Annotated in this window: 11 protein-coding genes; 4 read left to right on the top strand and 7 right to left on the bottom strand. The window is 54.3% G+C overall.

The genetic code is table 11. From position 1 onward, the window contains the following. Positions 1-75: 75 nt before the first annotated feature. The 4 genes from AC07WB_RS03525 (at position 76) to AC07WB_RS03510 (ending at position 4,842) form a co-directional block, all read left to right on the top strand. Positions 76-1,026: a phosphoglycerate dehydrogenase gene (locus tag AC07WB_RS03525; protein WP_494940045.1), complete on the top strand. Its 951-nt coding sequence runs from the start codon at positions 76-78 to the stop codon at positions 1,024-1,026. Between the two features lie 47 nt (positions 1,027-1,073). Beyond that, a complete protein-coding gene (locus AC07WB_RS03520; RefSeq protein WP_494940044.1) occupies positions 1,074-2,393 on the top strand; it encodes an MFS transporter in 1,320 nt (439 codons plus the stop codon). Positions 2,394-2,464: 71 nt separating this feature from the next. Beyond that, the gene (locus AC07WB_RS03515; RefSeq protein ID WP_494940043.1) at positions 2,465-3,802 is read left to right on the top strand and encodes an MFS transporter; all 1,338 of its coding nucleotides are present in this window, start codon (positions 2,465-2,467) and stop codon (positions 3,800-3,802) included. Continuing rightward, positions 3,799-4,842, top strand: coding sequence for a cyclase family protein (locus AC07WB_RS03510; protein WP_494940042.1), 1,044 nt, complete (start codon positions 3,799-3,801; stop codon positions 4,840-4,842). The genes AC07WB_RS03515 and AC07WB_RS03510 overlap by 4 nt, the downstream gene beginning before the upstream one ends. 65 nt (positions 4,843-4,907) lie before the next feature. Here the strand turns inward: AC07WB_RS03510 and yacL are convergent, their stop codons facing one another. From yacL to pdhR, 7 genes are all read right to left on the bottom strand, one after another. Further along, positions 4,908-5,270 (bottom strand): protein YacL, encoded by a 363-nt coding sequence (gene yacL, locus AC07WB_RS03505; protein WP_097094912.1) that lies wholly within the window; start codon positions 5,268-5,270, stop codon positions 4,908-4,910. A 172-nt stretch (positions 5,271-5,442) separates the two neighbouring features. Further along, positions 5,443-8,040, bottom strand: a complete 2,598-nt coding sequence (acnB, locus tag AC07WB_RS03500; protein ID WP_097094913.1) for a bifunctional aconitate hydratase 2/2-methylisocitrate dehydratase — start codon at positions 8,038-8,040, stop codon at positions 5,443-5,445. Positions 8,041-8,379: 339 nt separating this feature from the next. Beyond that, a complete protein-coding gene (locus AC07WB_RS03495; protein WP_400457982.1) occupies positions 8,380-9,012 on the bottom strand; it encodes a hypothetical protein in 633 nt (210 codons plus the stop codon). A gap of 439 nt (positions 9,013-9,451) precedes the next feature. Then, positions 9,452-10,876 (bottom strand): dihydrolipoyl dehydrogenase, encoded by a 1,425-nt coding sequence (lpdA, locus tag AC07WB_RS03490; protein WP_008108560.1) that lies wholly within the window; start codon positions 10,874-10,876, stop codon positions 9,452-9,454. Between the two features lie 173 nt (positions 10,877-11,049). Next, positions 11,050-12,945 carry a pyruvate dehydrogenase complex dihydrolipoyllysine-residue acetyltransferase gene (gene aceF, locus AC07WB_RS03485; protein WP_345827258.1) on the bottom strand — a complete coding sequence of 632 codons (1,896 nt, stop codon included), beginning with the start codon at positions 12,943-12,945 and terminating at the stop codon, positions 11,050-11,052. Between the two features lie 14 nt (positions 12,946-12,959). Beyond that, positions 12,960-15,626, bottom strand: a complete 2,667-nt coding sequence (aceE, locus tag AC07WB_RS03480) for a pyruvate dehydrogenase (acetyl-transferring), homodimeric type (protein ID WP_097094916.1) — start codon at positions 15,624-15,626, stop codon at positions 12,960-12,962. Positions 15,627-15,753: 127 nt separating this feature from the next. Further along, a complete protein-coding gene (pdhR, locus tag AC07WB_RS03475; RefSeq protein ID WP_097094917.1) occupies positions 15,754-16,518 on the bottom strand; it encodes a pyruvate dehydrogenase complex transcriptional repressor PdhR in 765 nt (254 codons plus the stop codon). Positions 16,519-16,827: the final 309 nt, after the last annotated feature.

The following is a 16,827-nucleotide window of genomic DNA, read 5'->3' as shown; positions in this document are numbered from 1 at the left end:
TAGGGTGCGCATTTATGCGCACCCTGTTAATCGCCGCACCGGCTCTTAGCTGTATTTTCAACATCGGGAAGATTTATGAAAGTCATCTGTACTTCACCGTCGTTTGCGAAATATGACGCGACGCCCATTGAAATCCTGCAACAACAGGGTTTTGAGCTGATCACGCTGCCCGCCGATGCGCCGCTGAGCGCGCTTGAGCCGCATCTGGCTGATACGGTCGCGCTGATCGTCGCTTTTACCGACGTCAACGACGCGTTACTGGCGCTGGCGCCACAGCTGAAAATCGTCTGTAAGCACGGCGTGGGCGTCGACAATATCAATCTGGATGCCACACGCAAGCGCGGTATTTACGTCACCAACGTGCCGGACGCCAACAAACATGCGGTAGCCGATTTCGCCTTCGCGCTAATGCTAAATTGCGCGCGCCAGGTGACGCAGGCGGCGATTGAAACGCGCGCCGGCACGTGGCCGCGCATTTTTGCCACCGATGTTTACGGCAAAACGCTGGGCATTATTGGGCTGGGCAATATCGGCAAGCAGGTCGCGCTGCGCGCTAAAGGCTTCAACATGCGGGTGATTGCCTTCGATTTTTATCCAGACGAGACATTTGCTGCCGAGCACGGCATCGAATTCGTCACGTTGGATCAGCTGACGGAAACCAGCGATTTCATCACCCTGCATATGCCGCTGACCGACAAAACCCACCACTTGTTCGATGCCGCCCGGCTGAAACGCATGAAGAAGAGCGCCTTCCTGATTAATGCCTCACGCGGCGGTGTGGTGAATGAGCAGGATCTCTATCAGGCGCTGCGGGATAACGTGATTGCCGGGGCTGCGGCTGACGTGTTCGTACAAGAACCGCTGACGGAGCATCCGCTGTTCACGCTCAGCAACTTCATTCCCACTGCGCACATCGCCGGTTACACCGACGGCGCCATCAGCGCGATAGGCGAACGTTGCGTGACGCAAATCGTGCAGTGCATTTGTCAGGGCGAACGCCCGCTTAACGTGATGAACGGGCTGTAATAATTCGCCGCCTCTCCCTGTAACCCTTTTTCGAGTGGATAATTATTATGACTAACTCTGCGCGCTCGAGTCGTATCCGTTGGTGGATCGCTGGCCTGATGTGGCTGGCCATCGCCATTAACTACATTGACCGCACCGTTCTCTCAGCGGCGGCACCGCATCTGATCAAAGAGCTCGATATCAATCCGGAAATGATGGGCTTTATCATGGCGGCATTCTTCTGGTCTTACGCGCTGCTGCAGATCCCTGCGGGCTGGTTCGCCGATCGCTTCGGTCAGAAAAAAGGCCTGGGGATTGCCGTCGGCTGGTGGTCAATCGCCACCATGGCGATGGGTCTGGCGACCGGCTTTAAATCGCTGCTGGCACTGCGTTTAGCGTTGGGCGTGGGTGAAGCAGCAGCCTATCCGAGCAACGCGGGCATCACCGCGCGCTGGTTCCCGGACCGCGAACGCGCCACGGTGTCGGGCCTGTTCGACAGCGCCTCGAAGTTTGGTGGTGCGGTGGCGATGCCGCTGATTGTGTTTATGATTGCCATGTTCGACTGGCGTCTGACCTTCCTCGCCATTGGTGCACTAGGGTTGTTCTGGGTTATCGCCTGGTACTTTATCTACGCCGAAAACCCGGAAGATCATCAGTCGATCAGCAAAGAAGAAGTACGCTTTATCCGCGGCGGTCAGACGCAGAAGCATGGCGATAAAAGCGTGCGTCCGATGAAGTGGTACAAGCTGCTGCGCTATCGCAATATCTGGGCGATGTGCATTGGTTTCTTTACCATCAACTACACCTCCTACTTTTTTATCACCTGGCTGCCGACCTATCTGGTGAAAGATAAAGGTATGGATTTCCTCAAAATGGGAATGGTGGCTGCGCTACCGCTGATTTGCGGCATGGTGATTGAAGTGCTGGCCGGTTGGGCATCGGATCGTATGGTGCATAACAAAGTGCTGTCGCTGACCGCCACGCGCAAACTGTTCCTGACCATTGGCCTGTTGATGGCGCTGTGCATCGGCTTTGCGCCGTTCACCGACTCGGTGTTCATGACCGTGCTGCTGCTGTGTATCGCAAAATCAGGCACCACCGTTGCGGCCTCACAGGTATGGGCGCTGCCGGGCGATGTTGCGCCGCAAAATAGCGTATCGATTGTCGCCGGGCTGCAAAACACCGTCTCCAATATGGGCGGTGCCGTTGGCCCGATTATTACCGGTGCCATCGTCGGTGCGACCGGCCACTTTACCTGGGCGCTGGTGTTCTCGGCGGTGCTGGTGGTGATTGGTATTCTTAACTATCTGTTCCTGATGGGAAAAGTTGAACCTATCGTGGATGAGGAACAGGTGACGCATGCCCACTCTGTCGCAAGCGGCGCATAAGCGCCAAACCCGCCGCATCGTTCTGATGCGGCTTTTCCCCTACTGAAAATAAAAAATAATTGGAGGCGATGATGTCGCTAAATTCCAATGGATCACCTGCTGCAATTTCGGCAAGTAAAGCGAAAGGGAAATTTCGTTTCGTCATTCTTACGGTGCTGTCCGTCGGCATCGCCATCAACTATATCGATCGCGCCGCAATGAGCGTAGCGATGCCGTTTATGAGCCAGGAGCTGAACTTTTCGCCCACCGACAGCGGCTTGCTGCTCTCCGCCTTCTTTTGGAGCTACGTGCTGTTTCAACTGCCCGGTGGCTGGCTGGTGGATAAACTCGGACCGCGCATTACCTTTGCGCTAAGCAGCCTCGGCTGGGGATTAGCCACTGCCGCATGCGGACTTGCCAGTTCGATTGCGGCGCTGGTTGGCTTTCGCTTTGTGCTCGGTGCCGTGGAGGCGCCAAGTTATCCCGCTAGCTCCTCTACGGTTACACGCTGGTTCCCGCGTCAGGAGCGCAGCTTCGCCGCAGCGACCTTTAACAACGGCAGCAAAATTGGCGGCACGCTGGCCATTCCGATCATCTCGTTTCTGATTGCACTGGTTGGCTGGCGTATGACCTTCGTTATTTCTGGCGTGGTGGCGGTCGTGTGGGCGCTGGCGTGGTATCTGTGGTATCGCGATCCACGCCAGCACCCCAGCGTAACGCGCGAAGAAGTGGAATTCATCGAAACCAACCAGGATCCGCAAACCGGCGATCCGATGAGTGTACGTCAGCTACTTAGTCAACGTACCGTGCAGGCGATGATGGCCGGATTCTTCTGCATCAACTTCGTCTCGTACTTTTTCTTCACCTGGTTCCCCACCTATCTGGTGGAAACCTTTCATCTGTCGCTGATGAAGTTCGGCTTGCTCGGCATGCTGCCGGGCGTAGCCGCGATTGTCGGTGGCTGGTGTGGCGGATTGCTGTCGGATGCGCTGGTACGTCGCGGCTATTCACTCAGCGTGGCACGCAAGATCCCGCTGGTAGGCGGCATGCTCGGCAGCGCGACCATTGGGCTGGCGGCCTTCTCGCCAACCGTAGGCCTGGCGTTGACGGCACTGTGCTTTGCTAACTTCGCCGCCACGTTTGCTTCGGCAGCCTTATGGGCGCTACCTTCGGACGTTGCGCCCAACCGCGCCAACGTGGCCACCATCGGCGGCATTCAAAACATGGCGGCTAATCTTGCCGGGATCATCTCACCGATTTTGATTGGCGTGCTGATGCAATTCACCCATTCGTTCGTGATTCCACTGGAAATTGCCGGTGTCATCGGCGTGGTTGGCGCGCTGATTTACGCGTTCTGGTTGCCGCGCGTACAGCCAATGGGTGCAGACCACAACGCCGCGCTGGATGGCACCTTAAGGAGAGAAGTATGAATGCACGTTGGAAAAAACGCCCAGCCCAATCGACATGGGGCGATTTCGGTTCGGACGATCAGCTCGGCCGGCTTAATCTGCTTACTGCTGCCAAAGTGCGAGAAGGTGTCGCAGAGGTGAAGACGGGGGAAACCTTCTGCCTGAGTTTGCCACTCGATTTACCCGGCGGTACGGCGATGAATCCACGGCGTCCACCGCCTCAGCTTAATGCCACGCGACGCGGTGAACACGCCAATATGACCTATCCTCTTTCGCGTGACAATCCGCAGCTCACCGATGTGATCTGCGACGATAGCGTAACGCTGGCGCTGCAATATTCAACGCAATGGGACAGTCTGGCGCACATGGGCCAATGGTTTGACGTCAACGATAACGGCGAGCCGGAAATGGTGTTCTACAACGGGTACAAGGCCAATGTGGATATTATCGGCGAGACCGATTACCGCGCTGGCTGTGGCTGCGATCGCGGCAGCCATCTCGGTGCCAAAGCGCTGGGCATTGAGAACATGGCAGCGCACGGTATGCAAGGCCGTGCGGTGATGATTGATATCAAACGCCATTTCGGTAACCGACGGTTTGCCTTTGGTTATCCGCATCTGCAACAGATTCTGCAGGCCGATAATATTGAGGTGCGAGCGGGCGATTTCGTCTGCTTCCGCACCGGCATGGACGAAGCCATTCTCGCCATGCAGGGTGAGCCGAATATGGACTTCCTCAATACGCATTTTGCCGGACTGGACGGAAGCGATCGGGCCTTACGTAACTGGATTGACGAGAGCGGCGTGGTGGCATTAATCGCAGATAACCCGGCGGTGGAAATTCTCCCAGCGCGGCCAATGAATGATGATTTCTATCCGTCGCATCCGCTGCACGATCTCTGCTTGTTCCGGCTGGGCGTCTATCTCGGAGAGTTGATGCTGCTGAGTCCGCTGGCAGACTGGCTGGCACAGCACCAGCGCCATGCGTTTCTGCTTACCGCGCCGCCGCTACGTTTGCCGGGCGCAGTGGGCTCGCCCGCTACGCCGATTGCGACAGTGTAGATATCGGCGTGGTCGCCATGAATGGTGACAGTAGGGTGTGAGGTGCGCGTGAATGCGCACCGATTTCACTTCCCGGCTAAAAACCGCCGATAAGCAGCGATCACTGCGAGGAAATCTTCCACCCCGCAAAACGACAGGCTCTCTTCGTCGTAATAGGTCATGCCCTCTTCCATGCCGTCATCTTCCAGCGCCAGCTGGTTGGCACGAATCATCACCTCTTCTTCATCCAGCCACAGCGTGTATTCATGCCCCACGCGCTGCCATTGATTAATGGTGCCTTTTACCTGCTGGGCAGCGGCCTCAACTTCATCCAGCAACGGCAGATTGTCTTTGACCTCTTCGTTGAACCAGTGCCCCACTGCTTCGTGGTCCATCGACATACGCACTTTGACCTGACCGGTCAAATCACGCAGAAATTCATACTCCATGGGTTTGCCTCATACTGATGACGCGCCGTGCGGCACCGTCTTAGTGCATTTTGTGCGCAGCACGCTGAATAAAGTGGGATCGCGCTCGCATTATGCCTGGAGATGTCAGCGGAAAAAAGCGCATAAAAAAAGGGACGATTTTCATCGTCCCCTTGTTCATCCTGAAAACCGCTTAAACGGCAGTCTGGAAGATCACGCTATCCGCTTTGTCAGTGTATTGTCCCAGCTGATCAAAGTTGAGGTAACGGTAGGTGTCAGCGGCGGTCTTATCTACCTGCAGCATAAACTGTTGGTACTCGTCCGGCGTTGGCAGTTTACCGAGCAGTGAAGCGACTGCTGCCAGCTCAGCCGATGCGAGGAACACGTTAGCCCCGGTACCGAGACGGTTCGGGAAGTTACGGGTTGAGGTGGAAACCACCGTCGCGCCGTCCGCCACACGCGCCTGGTTACCCATGCACAGTGAACAGCCTGGAATCTCAATACGCGCACCACTCTTACCAAAGACGCTGTAGTAGCCCTCTTCGGTCAGCTGAGCGGCATCCATCTTGGTTGGCGGCGCAACCCACAGACGGGTTGGCAGCTGGCCTTTATGGGCATCCAGCAGTTTACCGGCTGCGCGGAAGTGACCAATGTTGGTCATGCACGAACCGATGAACACTTCGTCGATCTTCTCGCCCTGCACGTCAGACAACCAACGCGCATCGTCTGGATCGTTCGGTGCACACAGAATTGGCTCTTTGATCTCCGCCAGATCGATATCGATCACCGCAGCGTATTCGGCATCGGCATCACCTTCCAGCAGTTGCGGATTGGCCAGCCATTTCTGCATGCCCTCAACGCGGCGCTCCAGCGTACGGCGATCGCCGTAACCTTCAGAGATCATCCACTTCAGCAGCACAATGTTCGAGTTGAGGTACTCGATGATCGGCTCTTTATCCAGCTTGATGGTACAACCGGCAGCAGAACGCTCAGCAGAGGCATCCGTCAGCTCAAAGGCCTGCTCAACTTTCAGCTTCGGCAAGCCTTCGATTTCCAGCACGCGGCCAGAGAAGATGTTTTTCTTCCCTTTCTTCTCCACGGTCAGCAGACCCGCTTTGATGGCGTACAGCGGAATGGCATGGACCAGATCGCGCAGGGTGATGCCCGGCTGCATTTCGCCTTTGAAGCGCACCAGCACCGATTCCGGCATGTCGAGCGGCATCACGCCGGTGGCAGCAGCAAACGCCACCAGACCCGAACCTGCCGGGAAGGAAATGCCGATCGGGAAACGGGTATGCGAGTCACCGCCGGTACCGACGGTATCCGGCAGCAGCATGCGGTTCAGCCAGCTGTGGATAACGCCATCGCCCGGACGCAGCGATACGCCGCCACGGTTCATGATGAAGTCAGGCAGCGTATGGTGCGTGGTAACGTCAACCGGCTTTGGATAGGCCGCGGTGTGACAGAATGACTGCATCACCAAATCGGCGGAGAAGCCAAGGCACGCCAGGTCTTTCAGTTCATCACGCGTCATTGGACCGGTGGTGTCCTGAGAACCCACTGAGGTCATTTTCGGTTCGCAGTAAGCACCTGGACGGACACCTTCTACGCCGCACGCACGACCAACCATTTTCTGCGCCAGTGAGTAACCACGGGTGCTGGCAGCCACATCTTTGGCTTGCACAAACACATCGCTGTGCGGCAGGCCCAGTGATTCACGCGCTTTGGTGGTCAAGCCACGGCCGATGATCAGCGGAATACGACCGCCGGCACGAACTTCGTCCAGCAGCACGTCGGTCTTCAGTTCGAAGGTCGCCAGCACTTCATCAGTTTCATGATTACGTACTTCGCCTTTGTACGGGTAAACGTCAATAACGTCGCCCATGTTCAGACGATCAACATCAAGTTCAATCGGCAGTGCGCCCGCATCTTCCATGGTGTTGAAGAAGATCGGTGCGATTTTACCGCCAAGGCACAGACCGCCGCCCTTTTTATTCGGTACGTATGGGATATCGTCACCCATAAACCACAGCACCGAGTTGGTGGCGGATTTACGTGAAGAACCGGTACCCACTACGTCGCCGACATAGGTCAGCGGGAAGCCTTTGGTCTGCAGCGCTTCAATCTGTTTGATCGGGCCAATGTTGCCAGCATCATCGGGTTCGATGCCTTCACGGGCGTTTTTCAACATCGCCAGCGCGTGCAGTGGAATATCCGGACGTGACCATGCATCCGGCGCCGGAGAGAGGTCGTCGGTGTTGGTTTCGCCGGTCACTTTGAACACGGTAGTGGTGATTTTTTCAGCCAGTTTTGGACGCTTCAGGAACCATTCGGCATCGGCCCAGGACTGGATAATTTTTTTCGCGTGTGGGTTACCCGCCTTGGCTTTCTCTTCGACATCGTAGAAGTTATCGAACATCAGCAGCGTGTGGGACAGGGCTTCAGCAGCAATCGGTGCTAAGGCTTCATCATCAAGCGCTTCAATCAGCGCGTGGATGTTATAACCGCCCTGCATGGTGCCCAGCAGCTCAACGGCTTTTTCGCGAGTAACCAGAGGAGAGTGGGCTTCGCCCTTAGTGACAGCTGCCAGGAAACCGGCTTTAACATACGCCGCTTCATCAACACCTGGTGGAACACGGTTGACCAAAAGGTCGATAAGGAATTCTTCTTCACCCGCTGGCGGGTTTTTCAGCAGTTCAACCAGCGCGGCCATTTGGGAAGCATCTAACGGCTTAGGTACGATTCCCTGGGCAGCACGCTCGGCAACGTGCTTACGGTATTCTTCTAGCACGACGTTCTCCTCGCTCTCATTGTATAGCTTTCCGGTGCACCCCTGGATGCTGTCAAACAGTAGGGTGAGGTGCCCGGTTCCGCGAGGGGCAGCATAGCAGCATTTCGAACGATTGTTAATCTGTTTACAAAAAAGCAACATAAACCCGATATATCACTGCCTAACCTCCCTACGACCACTCAACTATAAGGCCTGACGGAGTAAGTCAGGGCTGAAAATCCATTACCTGAAGCTATTGCTCATTAAGAATGGATAGCTATGGTTAATGGAAAAAGCCTGGGAATTTAACAATCTCGTTAATCTATCCGGCTGCGTTAAGATCCCAGGGCTGATGAGGCGTTAATTGAATTTTGGTAGCCAGTGATAGGGTATTCTCAAATCCCATGGACGCGGCTTGCCATGAAAACAGCAAATACGCGTATTCATTGGTAGCTCTCCAGGTTTAGGATTTGCGGAATGCATGACATGCGCTTTAAAGCTGACGACTTGATCAAAAAAGACACTCTGCCATGCCGTAATCCCTTCCATTTCGCGCGAGATAAAACCCTGATCGCCCCAGCATTCTGGCGTGCTGCAGTGATTCATATGTTCTTCTGGATTTTTCAGGAAGGCAGACCATACGCGCGCTTTCGCCTCATGAGGGATAAACATTAACCCGCTGCCAAATTGTTGTGGATTATAAAAGTCTTTCAACATCATCGGGCGATGAACGCTGAGCATTCCCGTGATGTCGCCGGTAATGACCGTATCGAGATCAAGATAAAATATATCGTCGGGAATATCTGGACGGAAAAGTTCCATTTTCGCCCACCATCCCGGCCAATCATATTGAAGCGGAATAGTTTCAATTCCTTCAATATTTACATCAGAAAAACATACAATCCTATATCCTTTAGGTAACTGACGATGAAGCCAATGCACATGGCGAGCATTGTATTCACCACCACTGCGCAAAACCATTGCAATAATCATTATATATATCACTCATAATTAGGCTGAAGACTAAACCTGAAACACCACCCTCATCCTGAGGTTTGTTAGCAGCGTAAATCAAGATTTGAACTCATCATTTCACATATGGATTTATTCAACGCATCTTAAGCGTTGATAATAAAATACACATGACTGCATGAATCATTTGATTATTGTTATTTAGCAATAGGCATTCAAGATTATTTTGGGGGGAAGGAGAGGAATAATTATATGCCATCAGTAATGACTTATTAAGCTATCAGTTATTTCTTATTATCCGGAAAGAAGTTATTACATACACCTGTTAATTCTAAATCAATGCGTGACAATGCATAACGATTAAAAAAGTAATCCACCGAAAATATTATTATCGCTATTTTATGCATAAAAAAACGGCCGCTCTGGGCCGTTTTTTAGCAATAAGCTCGCTTAGGTAAGCTTATTTCTTTTTCGCTTTCGGATTCGGCAGGTCAGTGATGCTACCTTCGAACACTTCAGCCGCCAGGCCGACAGACTCATGCAGCGTTGGGTGCGCGTGAATGGTCAGTGCGATATCTTCGGCATCACAGCCCATTTCAATCGCCAGACCAATTTCACCCAGCAGCTCGCCGCCGTTGGTACCGACAATTGCGCCACCGATGACACGGTGCGTTTCTTTATCGAAGATCAGCTTGGTCATACCGTCGGCACAGTCAGAAGCGATCGCACGGCCTGAAGCTGCCCACGGGAAGGTGGACACTTCGTAGCTAATGCCTTTCTCTTTCGCTTCTTTCTCGGTCAGGCCAACCCAGGCAACTTCTGGCTCGGTGTAGGCAATAGATGGGATCACTTTCGGGTCGAAGTAGTGCTTGAGACCGGAGATCACTTCTGCCGCTACGTGGCCTTCGTGCACGCCTTTGTGCGCCAGCATTGGCTGACCTACGATGTCACCGATAGCATAGATGTGCGGTACGTTAGTGCGCATCTGCTTATCGACGCGGATGAAGCCGCGATCGTCCACTTCCACGCCCGCTTTACCGGCATCCAGGCCTTTACCGTTCGGTACGCGACCAATGGCCACCAGCACCGCGTCGTAGCGCTGTGCATCGGCAGGTGCTTTTTTGCCTTCCATTGAAACGTAGATACCGTCGTCTTTCGCTTCAACCGCGGTGACTTTGGTTTCCAGCATCAGGTTGAATTTCTTGCTGATGCGTTTGGTGAACACTTTCACCACGTCTTTATCGGCAGCCGGGATCACCTGGTCGAACATCTCAACCACGTCGATCTCTGAACCCAGCGCTTTATAAACGGTGGCCATTTCCAGGCCGATGATACCGCCACCCATAACCAGCAGACGCTTCGGCACTTCTTTCAGTTCCAGCGCATCGGTAGAGTCCCACACGCGCGGATCGTTGTGCGGAATAAATGGCAGTTCGATTGGACGAGAACCGGCCGCGATAATCGCGTTGTCGAAGTTGATGGTGGTGGCACCACCTTCACCTTCTACCACCAGCGTGTTCGCACCGGTGAATTTGCCGAGGCCAGTCACCACCTTCACTTTACGACCTTTCGCCATACCCGCGAGGCCGCCAGTGAGTTGGTTAATTACCTTCTCTTTCCAGCTACGAATTTTGTCGATGTCAGTTTGCGGCTGGCCAAACACGATACCGTGCTCTTCCAGGGCTTTTGCTTCGTCAATCACTTTGGCGACGTGCAGCAGCGCTTTTGACGGGATACAGCCTACGTTCAGACAAACACCGCCAAGGGTGCTGTAACGCTCAACGATTACGGTTTCCAGACCTAAATCAGCGCAACGGAAGGCTGCAGAGTAACCTGCAGGACCTGCCCCAAGTACCACGACTTGAGTTTTAATCTCTGTACTCATCATGACCTCTTGTTTGATTACCGGCAGTCAGGAGAAAGCTTTTCCCAAGCTCTAATGCCCTATATCCGCCGGGACATTTCACCGCGAGAGTTTACAGAATTGTTAACAAACTGCCAACCGCGGCAACATTGAATGCTTACAACAAGGCCGGCATTCGCCGGCCTTGATTAACTTCACATCACCAGACGGCGGATGTCGGACAGCGTGTTGTTGATGATGGTGATAAAGCGCGCACCATCAGCACCGTCGATCACGCGGTGGTCGAAGGAGAGTGAGATTGGCATCATCAGACGCGGCTCAAACTCTTTTCCGTTCCACACCGGCTCCATCGCTGACTTGGAAACACCGAGGATAGCCACTTCCGGCGCGTTAACGATCGGCGCGAAGTGCGTGGTACCCAGGCCACCAAGGCTGGAGATGGTGAAGCAACCGCCTTGCATATCGCCTGCCGTCAGCTTGCCATCACGCGCTTTCTTCGAAATCGCCATCAGCTCGCGAGACAGTTCAGTGATGCCTTTCTTGTTCACATCTTTGAACACCGGAACCACCAAACCGTTTGGCGTATCCACCGCCACACCGATGTTGATGTATTTCTTCAGCGTCAGTTTCTGTGCATCTTCAGACAGTGAACTGTTGAAGCGTGGCATCTGCTCAAGCGCCGCAGCAACCGCTTTCATGATGAACACCACTGGCGTGAATTTCACATCCAGTTTACGTTTCTCCGCTTCAGCATTCTGCTGTTTGCGGAAGGCTTCCAGATCGGTGATGTCGGTTTTGTCGAAGTGCGTAACGTGTGGGATAACCACCCAGTTACGGCTCAGGTTGGCACCCGAGATTTTCTGGATACGGCCCAGTTCCACTTCTTCGATTTCGCCGAACTTACTGAAGTCCACTTTCGGCCAAGGCAGCAGACCAGGCAGGCTTCCGCCGCTGGCTGCAGCAGCCGGAGCCGCTTCAGCGCGTTTCACCGCGTCTTTAACGTAAGACTGTACGTCTTCTTTCAGGATGCGACCTTTACGGCCGGTGCCTTTGACTTTCGCCAGGTTAACACCGAACTCGCGCGCCAGGCGACGAATCACCGGCGTTGCGTGCACGTAAGCATCGTTCTCAGCAAACTCACCCTTAGCATCCGCTTTCGCAGGCGCTGGCGCAGCGGCAGGTTTGGCCGCTTCGGCTGCCGGAGCGGCTTCCTGCTTCGCTGCTGGAGCCGCAGCCGGTGCCGCGCCTTCCACTTCGAACACCATGATGAGTTTACCGGTGCTGACTTTATCGCCCGTTGCCACTTTCAACTCTTTCACGGTACCGGCGAACGGTGCAGGCACTTCCATTGACGCTTTGTCGCCTTCAACCACGATCAGTGATTGCTCAGCCGCCACTTTGTCGCCCACTTTCACCAGGATCTCGGTAACTTCAACTTCATCGCCACCAATGTCCGGCACGTTGACGTCTTTCGCGCCAGCGGCCGCAGGGGCTGCTGCTGGAGCCGCTTCCTGTTTGGCGGCTGGAGCCGCAGCAGGCGCTGCGCCTTCTGCGTCGAACACCATAATCAGTGAACCGGTATTCACTTTATCGCCGGTGGCGATTTTGATCTCTTTCACCACACCCGCGAACGGTGCAGGGACTTCCATCGAGGCTTTGTCGCCTTCAACGGTGATCAGTGACTGTTCAGCTTCAACTTTGTCGCCCACTTTCACCAGGATCTCGGTAACTTCAACTTCGTCGCCGCCGATGTCCGGTACGTTGACCTCTTTACTGACCGCAGCAGCGGCAGCAGCTGGAGCAGGAGCGGCTTCCGCTTTCTTCTCTTCTGCTGGCGCTGGCGCCGCTTCTGCGGCACCTTCTGCGTCAAAGATCATGATGAGTTTGCCGGTTTCCACTTTGTCACCGGTTGAGATTTTGATCTCTTTCACCACGCCGGCCTGCGGCGAAGGCACTTCCATTGAGGCTTTATCGCCTTCTACGGTGATCAGCGACTGTTCAGCTTCAACTTTGTCGCCCACCTTCACCAGAATTTCGGTGACTTCAACTTCGTCTGCCCCGATGTCCGGCACGTTAATTTCAATAGCCATTACTCTCTTACCTCTTAAGCCAGACGCGGGTTAACTTTATCGGCGTCGATGTTGAACTTGGTGATTGCTTCTGCCACCACTTTCTTATCGATTTCGCCGCGTTTAGCCAGCTCACCCAGCGCAGCCACAACCACATACGATGCATCCACTTCGAAGTGGTGACGCAGGTTTTCACGGCTGTCTGAACGACCGAAGCCGTCAGTTCCCAACACGCGATAATCGCTGGAAGGCACGTAGCTGCGAACCTGTTCTGCGAACAGCTTCATGTAGTCGGTTGATGCCACGGCCGGCGCTTCGTTCATCACCTGCGCGATGTACGGTACACGTGGCTCTTCGGTTGGGTGCAGCATGTTCCAGCGCTCGCAATCCTGGCCATCACGCGCCAGCTCGGTGAACGAGGTCACGCTGTAGACGTCAGAACCGATGCCGTAATCTTTCGCCAGAATCTGCGCGGCTTCACGCACGTGACGCAGGATGGAACCTGAGCCCAGCAGCTGTACTTTGCCTTTGCTACCGTCTACGGTTTCCAGCTTGTAGATACCCTTACGGATACCCTCTTCCGCACCCTGCGGCATCGCCGGCATGTGGTAGTTTTCGTTCAGCGTGGTGATGTAGTAGTAGATGTTTTCCTGCGCTTCGCCATACATACGCACCAGGCCATCTTGCATGATGACCGCCACTTCGTACGCGTAAGACGGATCGTAAGAGATACAGTTCGGAATAGTCAGCGACTGAATGTGGCTGTGACCATCTTCGTGCTGCAGACCTTCGCCGTTCAGCGTGGTACGACCGGAGGTACCGCCGACGAGGAAGCCGCGCGCCTGCTGGTCGCCCGCCAACCACATCAGATCGCCGATGCGCTGGAAGCCGAACATCGAGTAATAGATGTAGAACGGAATCATCGGCAGGTTGTTGGTGCTGTAAGAGGTCGCCGCCGCCAGCCAGGATGAACCTGCGCCCAGCTCGTTGATCCCTTCCTGCAGAATCTGGCCTTTCTCGTCTTCTTTATAGTAAGCAACCTGCTCGCGGTCCTGCGGGGTGTACTGCTGACCGTTCGGGCTGTAGATACCAATCTGACGGAACAGACCTTCCATCCCGAAGGTACGGGCTTCGTCCGCGAGGATCGGAACCAGACGATCTTTGATCGACTTGTTCTTCAGCATCACGTTCAGGGCACGCACAAAGGCGATGGTGGTAGAGATCTCTTTGTTCTGCTCTTCCAGCAGCGGACGGAACTCTTCCAGCGTTGGCATTTCCAGCTTCTCGCTGAACTGCGCCTGACGCGTTGGCAGATAGCCGCCCAACTTCTCACGCTGACCGTGCAGATAGTTGTACTCTTCAGAGCCTTTTTCGAAGGTCACGTACGGCAGCTCTTCGATTTTCTCGTCAGCAACCGGCACGTTGAAGCGATCGCGGATGTAGCGAACGCCATCCATGTTCATCTTCTTAACCTGGTGCGCGATGTTTTTACCTTCGGCCGTGTCACCCATACCATAGCCTTTAATGGTATGCGCCAGAATCAGCGTTGGCTGACCTTTGGTTTCCTGCGCTTTTTTCAGTGCTGCATAGACTTTCTTCGGATCGTGGCCGCCGCGGTTCAGGGCGAAGATCTCTTCGTCTGACCAGTCTTTCACCAGCGCGGCGGTTTCCGGATATTTACCGAAGAAGTGCTCACGCACGTAGGCGCCGTCACGGGATTTGAAGGTCTGGTAATCGCCGTCAACGGTTTCGTTCATCAGCTGAATCAGCTTGCCGCTGGTGTCCTGACGCAGCAGCTCATCCCAACGACCGCCCCAGATCACTTTGATCACGTTCCAGCCAGCACCGGCAAAGATGCCTTCCAGCTCGTTGATGATCTTGCCGTTACCGGTGACCGGGCCATCCAGACGCTGCAGGTTACAGTTGATGATGAACACCAGGTTGTCCAGCTTCTCACGGGTAGCGATGGTGATCGCACCTTTGGATTCCGGCTCATCCATCTCGCCATCACCAAGGAAGGCATAAACGGTTTGGGCTGAGGTGTCTTTCAGACCGCGGTGCTCCAGATACTTCAGGAATTTCGCCTGATAGATCGCCGACAGCGGGCCCAGGCCCATAGAAACGGTCGGGAACTGCCAGAAGTCTGGCATCAGTTTCGGGTGCGGATAAGACGACAGGCCGTTGCCATGCACTTCCTGACGGAAGTTGTTCATCTGCTCTTCAGTCAGACGACCTTCAAGGAACGCACGTGCATAGATGCCTGGAGAGATATGACCCTGGAAGTAAACCAGATCGCCACCGTCTTTGTCGCTACGCGCGCGGAAGAAGTGGTTGAAGCACACTTCATAAATGGTCGCGGAAGACTGGAAGGAGGACATATGGCCACCCAACTCCAGATCTTTCTTCGACGCACGCAGCACCGACATGATGGCGTTCCAACGAATTGCGGAACGGATACGACGTTCAAGAGAGGTGTTGCCCGGGTATTCCGGCTCATCTTCAACAGCAATAGAGTTAATGTAGTTGCTGATTGCAGAGGAACCTGCGGCAACTTTCACGCCACCTTTGCGTGCTGCACTCATTACCTGATCAATCAGATACTGCGCGCGCTCAACACCTTCTTCACGGATGACCGATTCGATCGCTTGTAGCCAATCACGAGTTTCGATCGGATCCACGTCATTCTGTAAACGTTCTGACATGGGGTGTATTCCTTATCTGTGTCTAATACGTTGAAATTATCAGGAGCCTGTCTGCTTGTGCTTTGCTTCTGGTTCACAGCACAAGAAGACAGGCCCGTCGTGTTTTCCGCACGTTCGTTGCCGTGCGTTATTCCTTACGTTGCTGTAAACGACGCAGGGAGCGTTCACGACGACTCTGCTCCCGACTTCTATCCAGCAAGATTTCCTCAATGAACGCCAGGTGACGATGAGAGGCCTCGCGTGCTTGTTCTGGCTCACGAGCCACAATCGCCTCATAAATACTGGCGCGGTGACCGCTCACTTTCGCCAGCATCTCCCGGCGAGCGTAGAGCAATTCAAAATTCTGGCGGACGTTTTGTTCCAGCATAGGGCCCATGGAACGCAGCAAATGCAGAAGCACCACATTATGGGCTGCTTCTGTGACAGCGATCTGATACTTCATCACCGCATCAGCTTCGGCGTCGAGATCGCCGCTGTCCTGTGCCTGCTGAATATGAACATGGCAGTCGCGGATGCGCTGCAGATCTTCATCGGTACCCCGTAGCGCCGCGTAGTAGGCAGCAACACCTTCCAGCGCATGGCGGGTTTCCAGCAGGTCAAACTGAGATTCTGGATGTTCGGCAAGCAGACCGACCAGCGGGTCGCTCAGGCTTTGCCAGAGATTTTTCTGGACGAAGGTGCCACCGCCCTGACGGCGCATCAGCAGGCCTTTGGCTTCCAGGCTCTGAATCGCTTCGCGCAAGGATGGACGTGAGACATCAAACTGTTTCGCCAGTTCGCGCTCGGGGAGCAGTTTTTCACCCGGCTGGAGCGTCCCTTCCATAATCAGGGATTCCAGCTGCTGCTCAATCGCATCGGAGAGCTTGGGTTGGCGAATTTTACTGTAAGCCATCTTCCCTTCTTATGAGCCAAACGTCCGGAGTAAATTGGTAATACCAATTGAAAAATAGTGCCCGTAAAGTAACAAAGTATTCACCTTGTGTCTATATGGTCGCGGTCACACTTCAGGGGAAGAATGCTGTTGGAATGCGCTAACTTACCGGCATAAAGCAAGAAATTTCCTGGGTGAGGTAAATGTTAATAAATTGCACTTTTACCAAACCTTACACTGAGTTAGCACCTTCATCCTGGCTGATATATAAGGGAAAGCTATTCGTGTTTTCGCCAGGTTCGTGGCAGAAATAATTTGCGCAGTGCCCAG

Source organism: Pantoea sp. GW821-FHT03E06, from assembly GCF_059420725.1.
The sequence above is the reverse complement of the archived record's forward strand: the minus strand, read 5'-3'. Positions and strand labels throughout refer to the sequence as shown.

Excerpts from the sequence above, each read along its gene's own strand:
- AC07WB_RS03495 (WP_400457982.1), bottom strand. The coding sequence starts at position 9,012 with ATGATTATTGCAATGGTTTTGCGCAGTGGTGGTGAATACAATGCTCGC.
- pdhR (WP_097094917.1), bottom strand. The coding sequence starts at position 16,518 with ATGGCTTACAGTAAAATTCGCCAACCCAAGCTCTCCGATGCGATTGAG.
- aceE (WP_097094916.1), bottom strand. The coding sequence starts at position 15,626 with ATGTCAGAACGTTTACAGAATGACGTGGATCCGATCGAAACTCGTGAT.
- lpdA (WP_008108560.1), bottom strand. The coding sequence starts at position 10,876 with ATGAGTACAGAGATTAAAACTCAAGTCGTGGTACTTGGGGCAGGTCCT.
- AC07WB_RS03510 (WP_494940042.1), top strand. The coding sequence starts at position 3,799 with ATGAATGCACGTTGGAAAAAACGCCCAGCCCAATCGACATGGGGCGAT.
- AC07WB_RS03525 (WP_494940045.1), top strand. The coding sequence starts at position 76 with ATGAAAGTCATCTGTACTTCACCGTCGTTTGCGAAATATGACGCGACG.
- aceF (WP_345827258.1), bottom strand. The coding sequence starts at position 12,945 with ATGGCTATTGAAATTAACGTGCCGGACATCGGGGCAGACGAAGTTGAA.
- AC07WB_RS03515 (WP_494940043.1), top strand. The coding sequence starts at position 2,465 with ATGTCGCTAAATTCCAATGGATCACCTGCTGCAATTTCGGCAAGTAAA.
- AC07WB_RS03520 (WP_494940044.1), top strand. The coding sequence starts at position 1,074 with ATGACTAACTCTGCGCGCTCGAGTCGTATCCGTTGGTGGATCGCTGGC.
- yacL (WP_097094912.1), bottom strand. The coding sequence starts at position 5,270 with ATGGAGTATGAATTTCTGCGTGATTTGACCGGTCAGGTCAAAGTGCGT.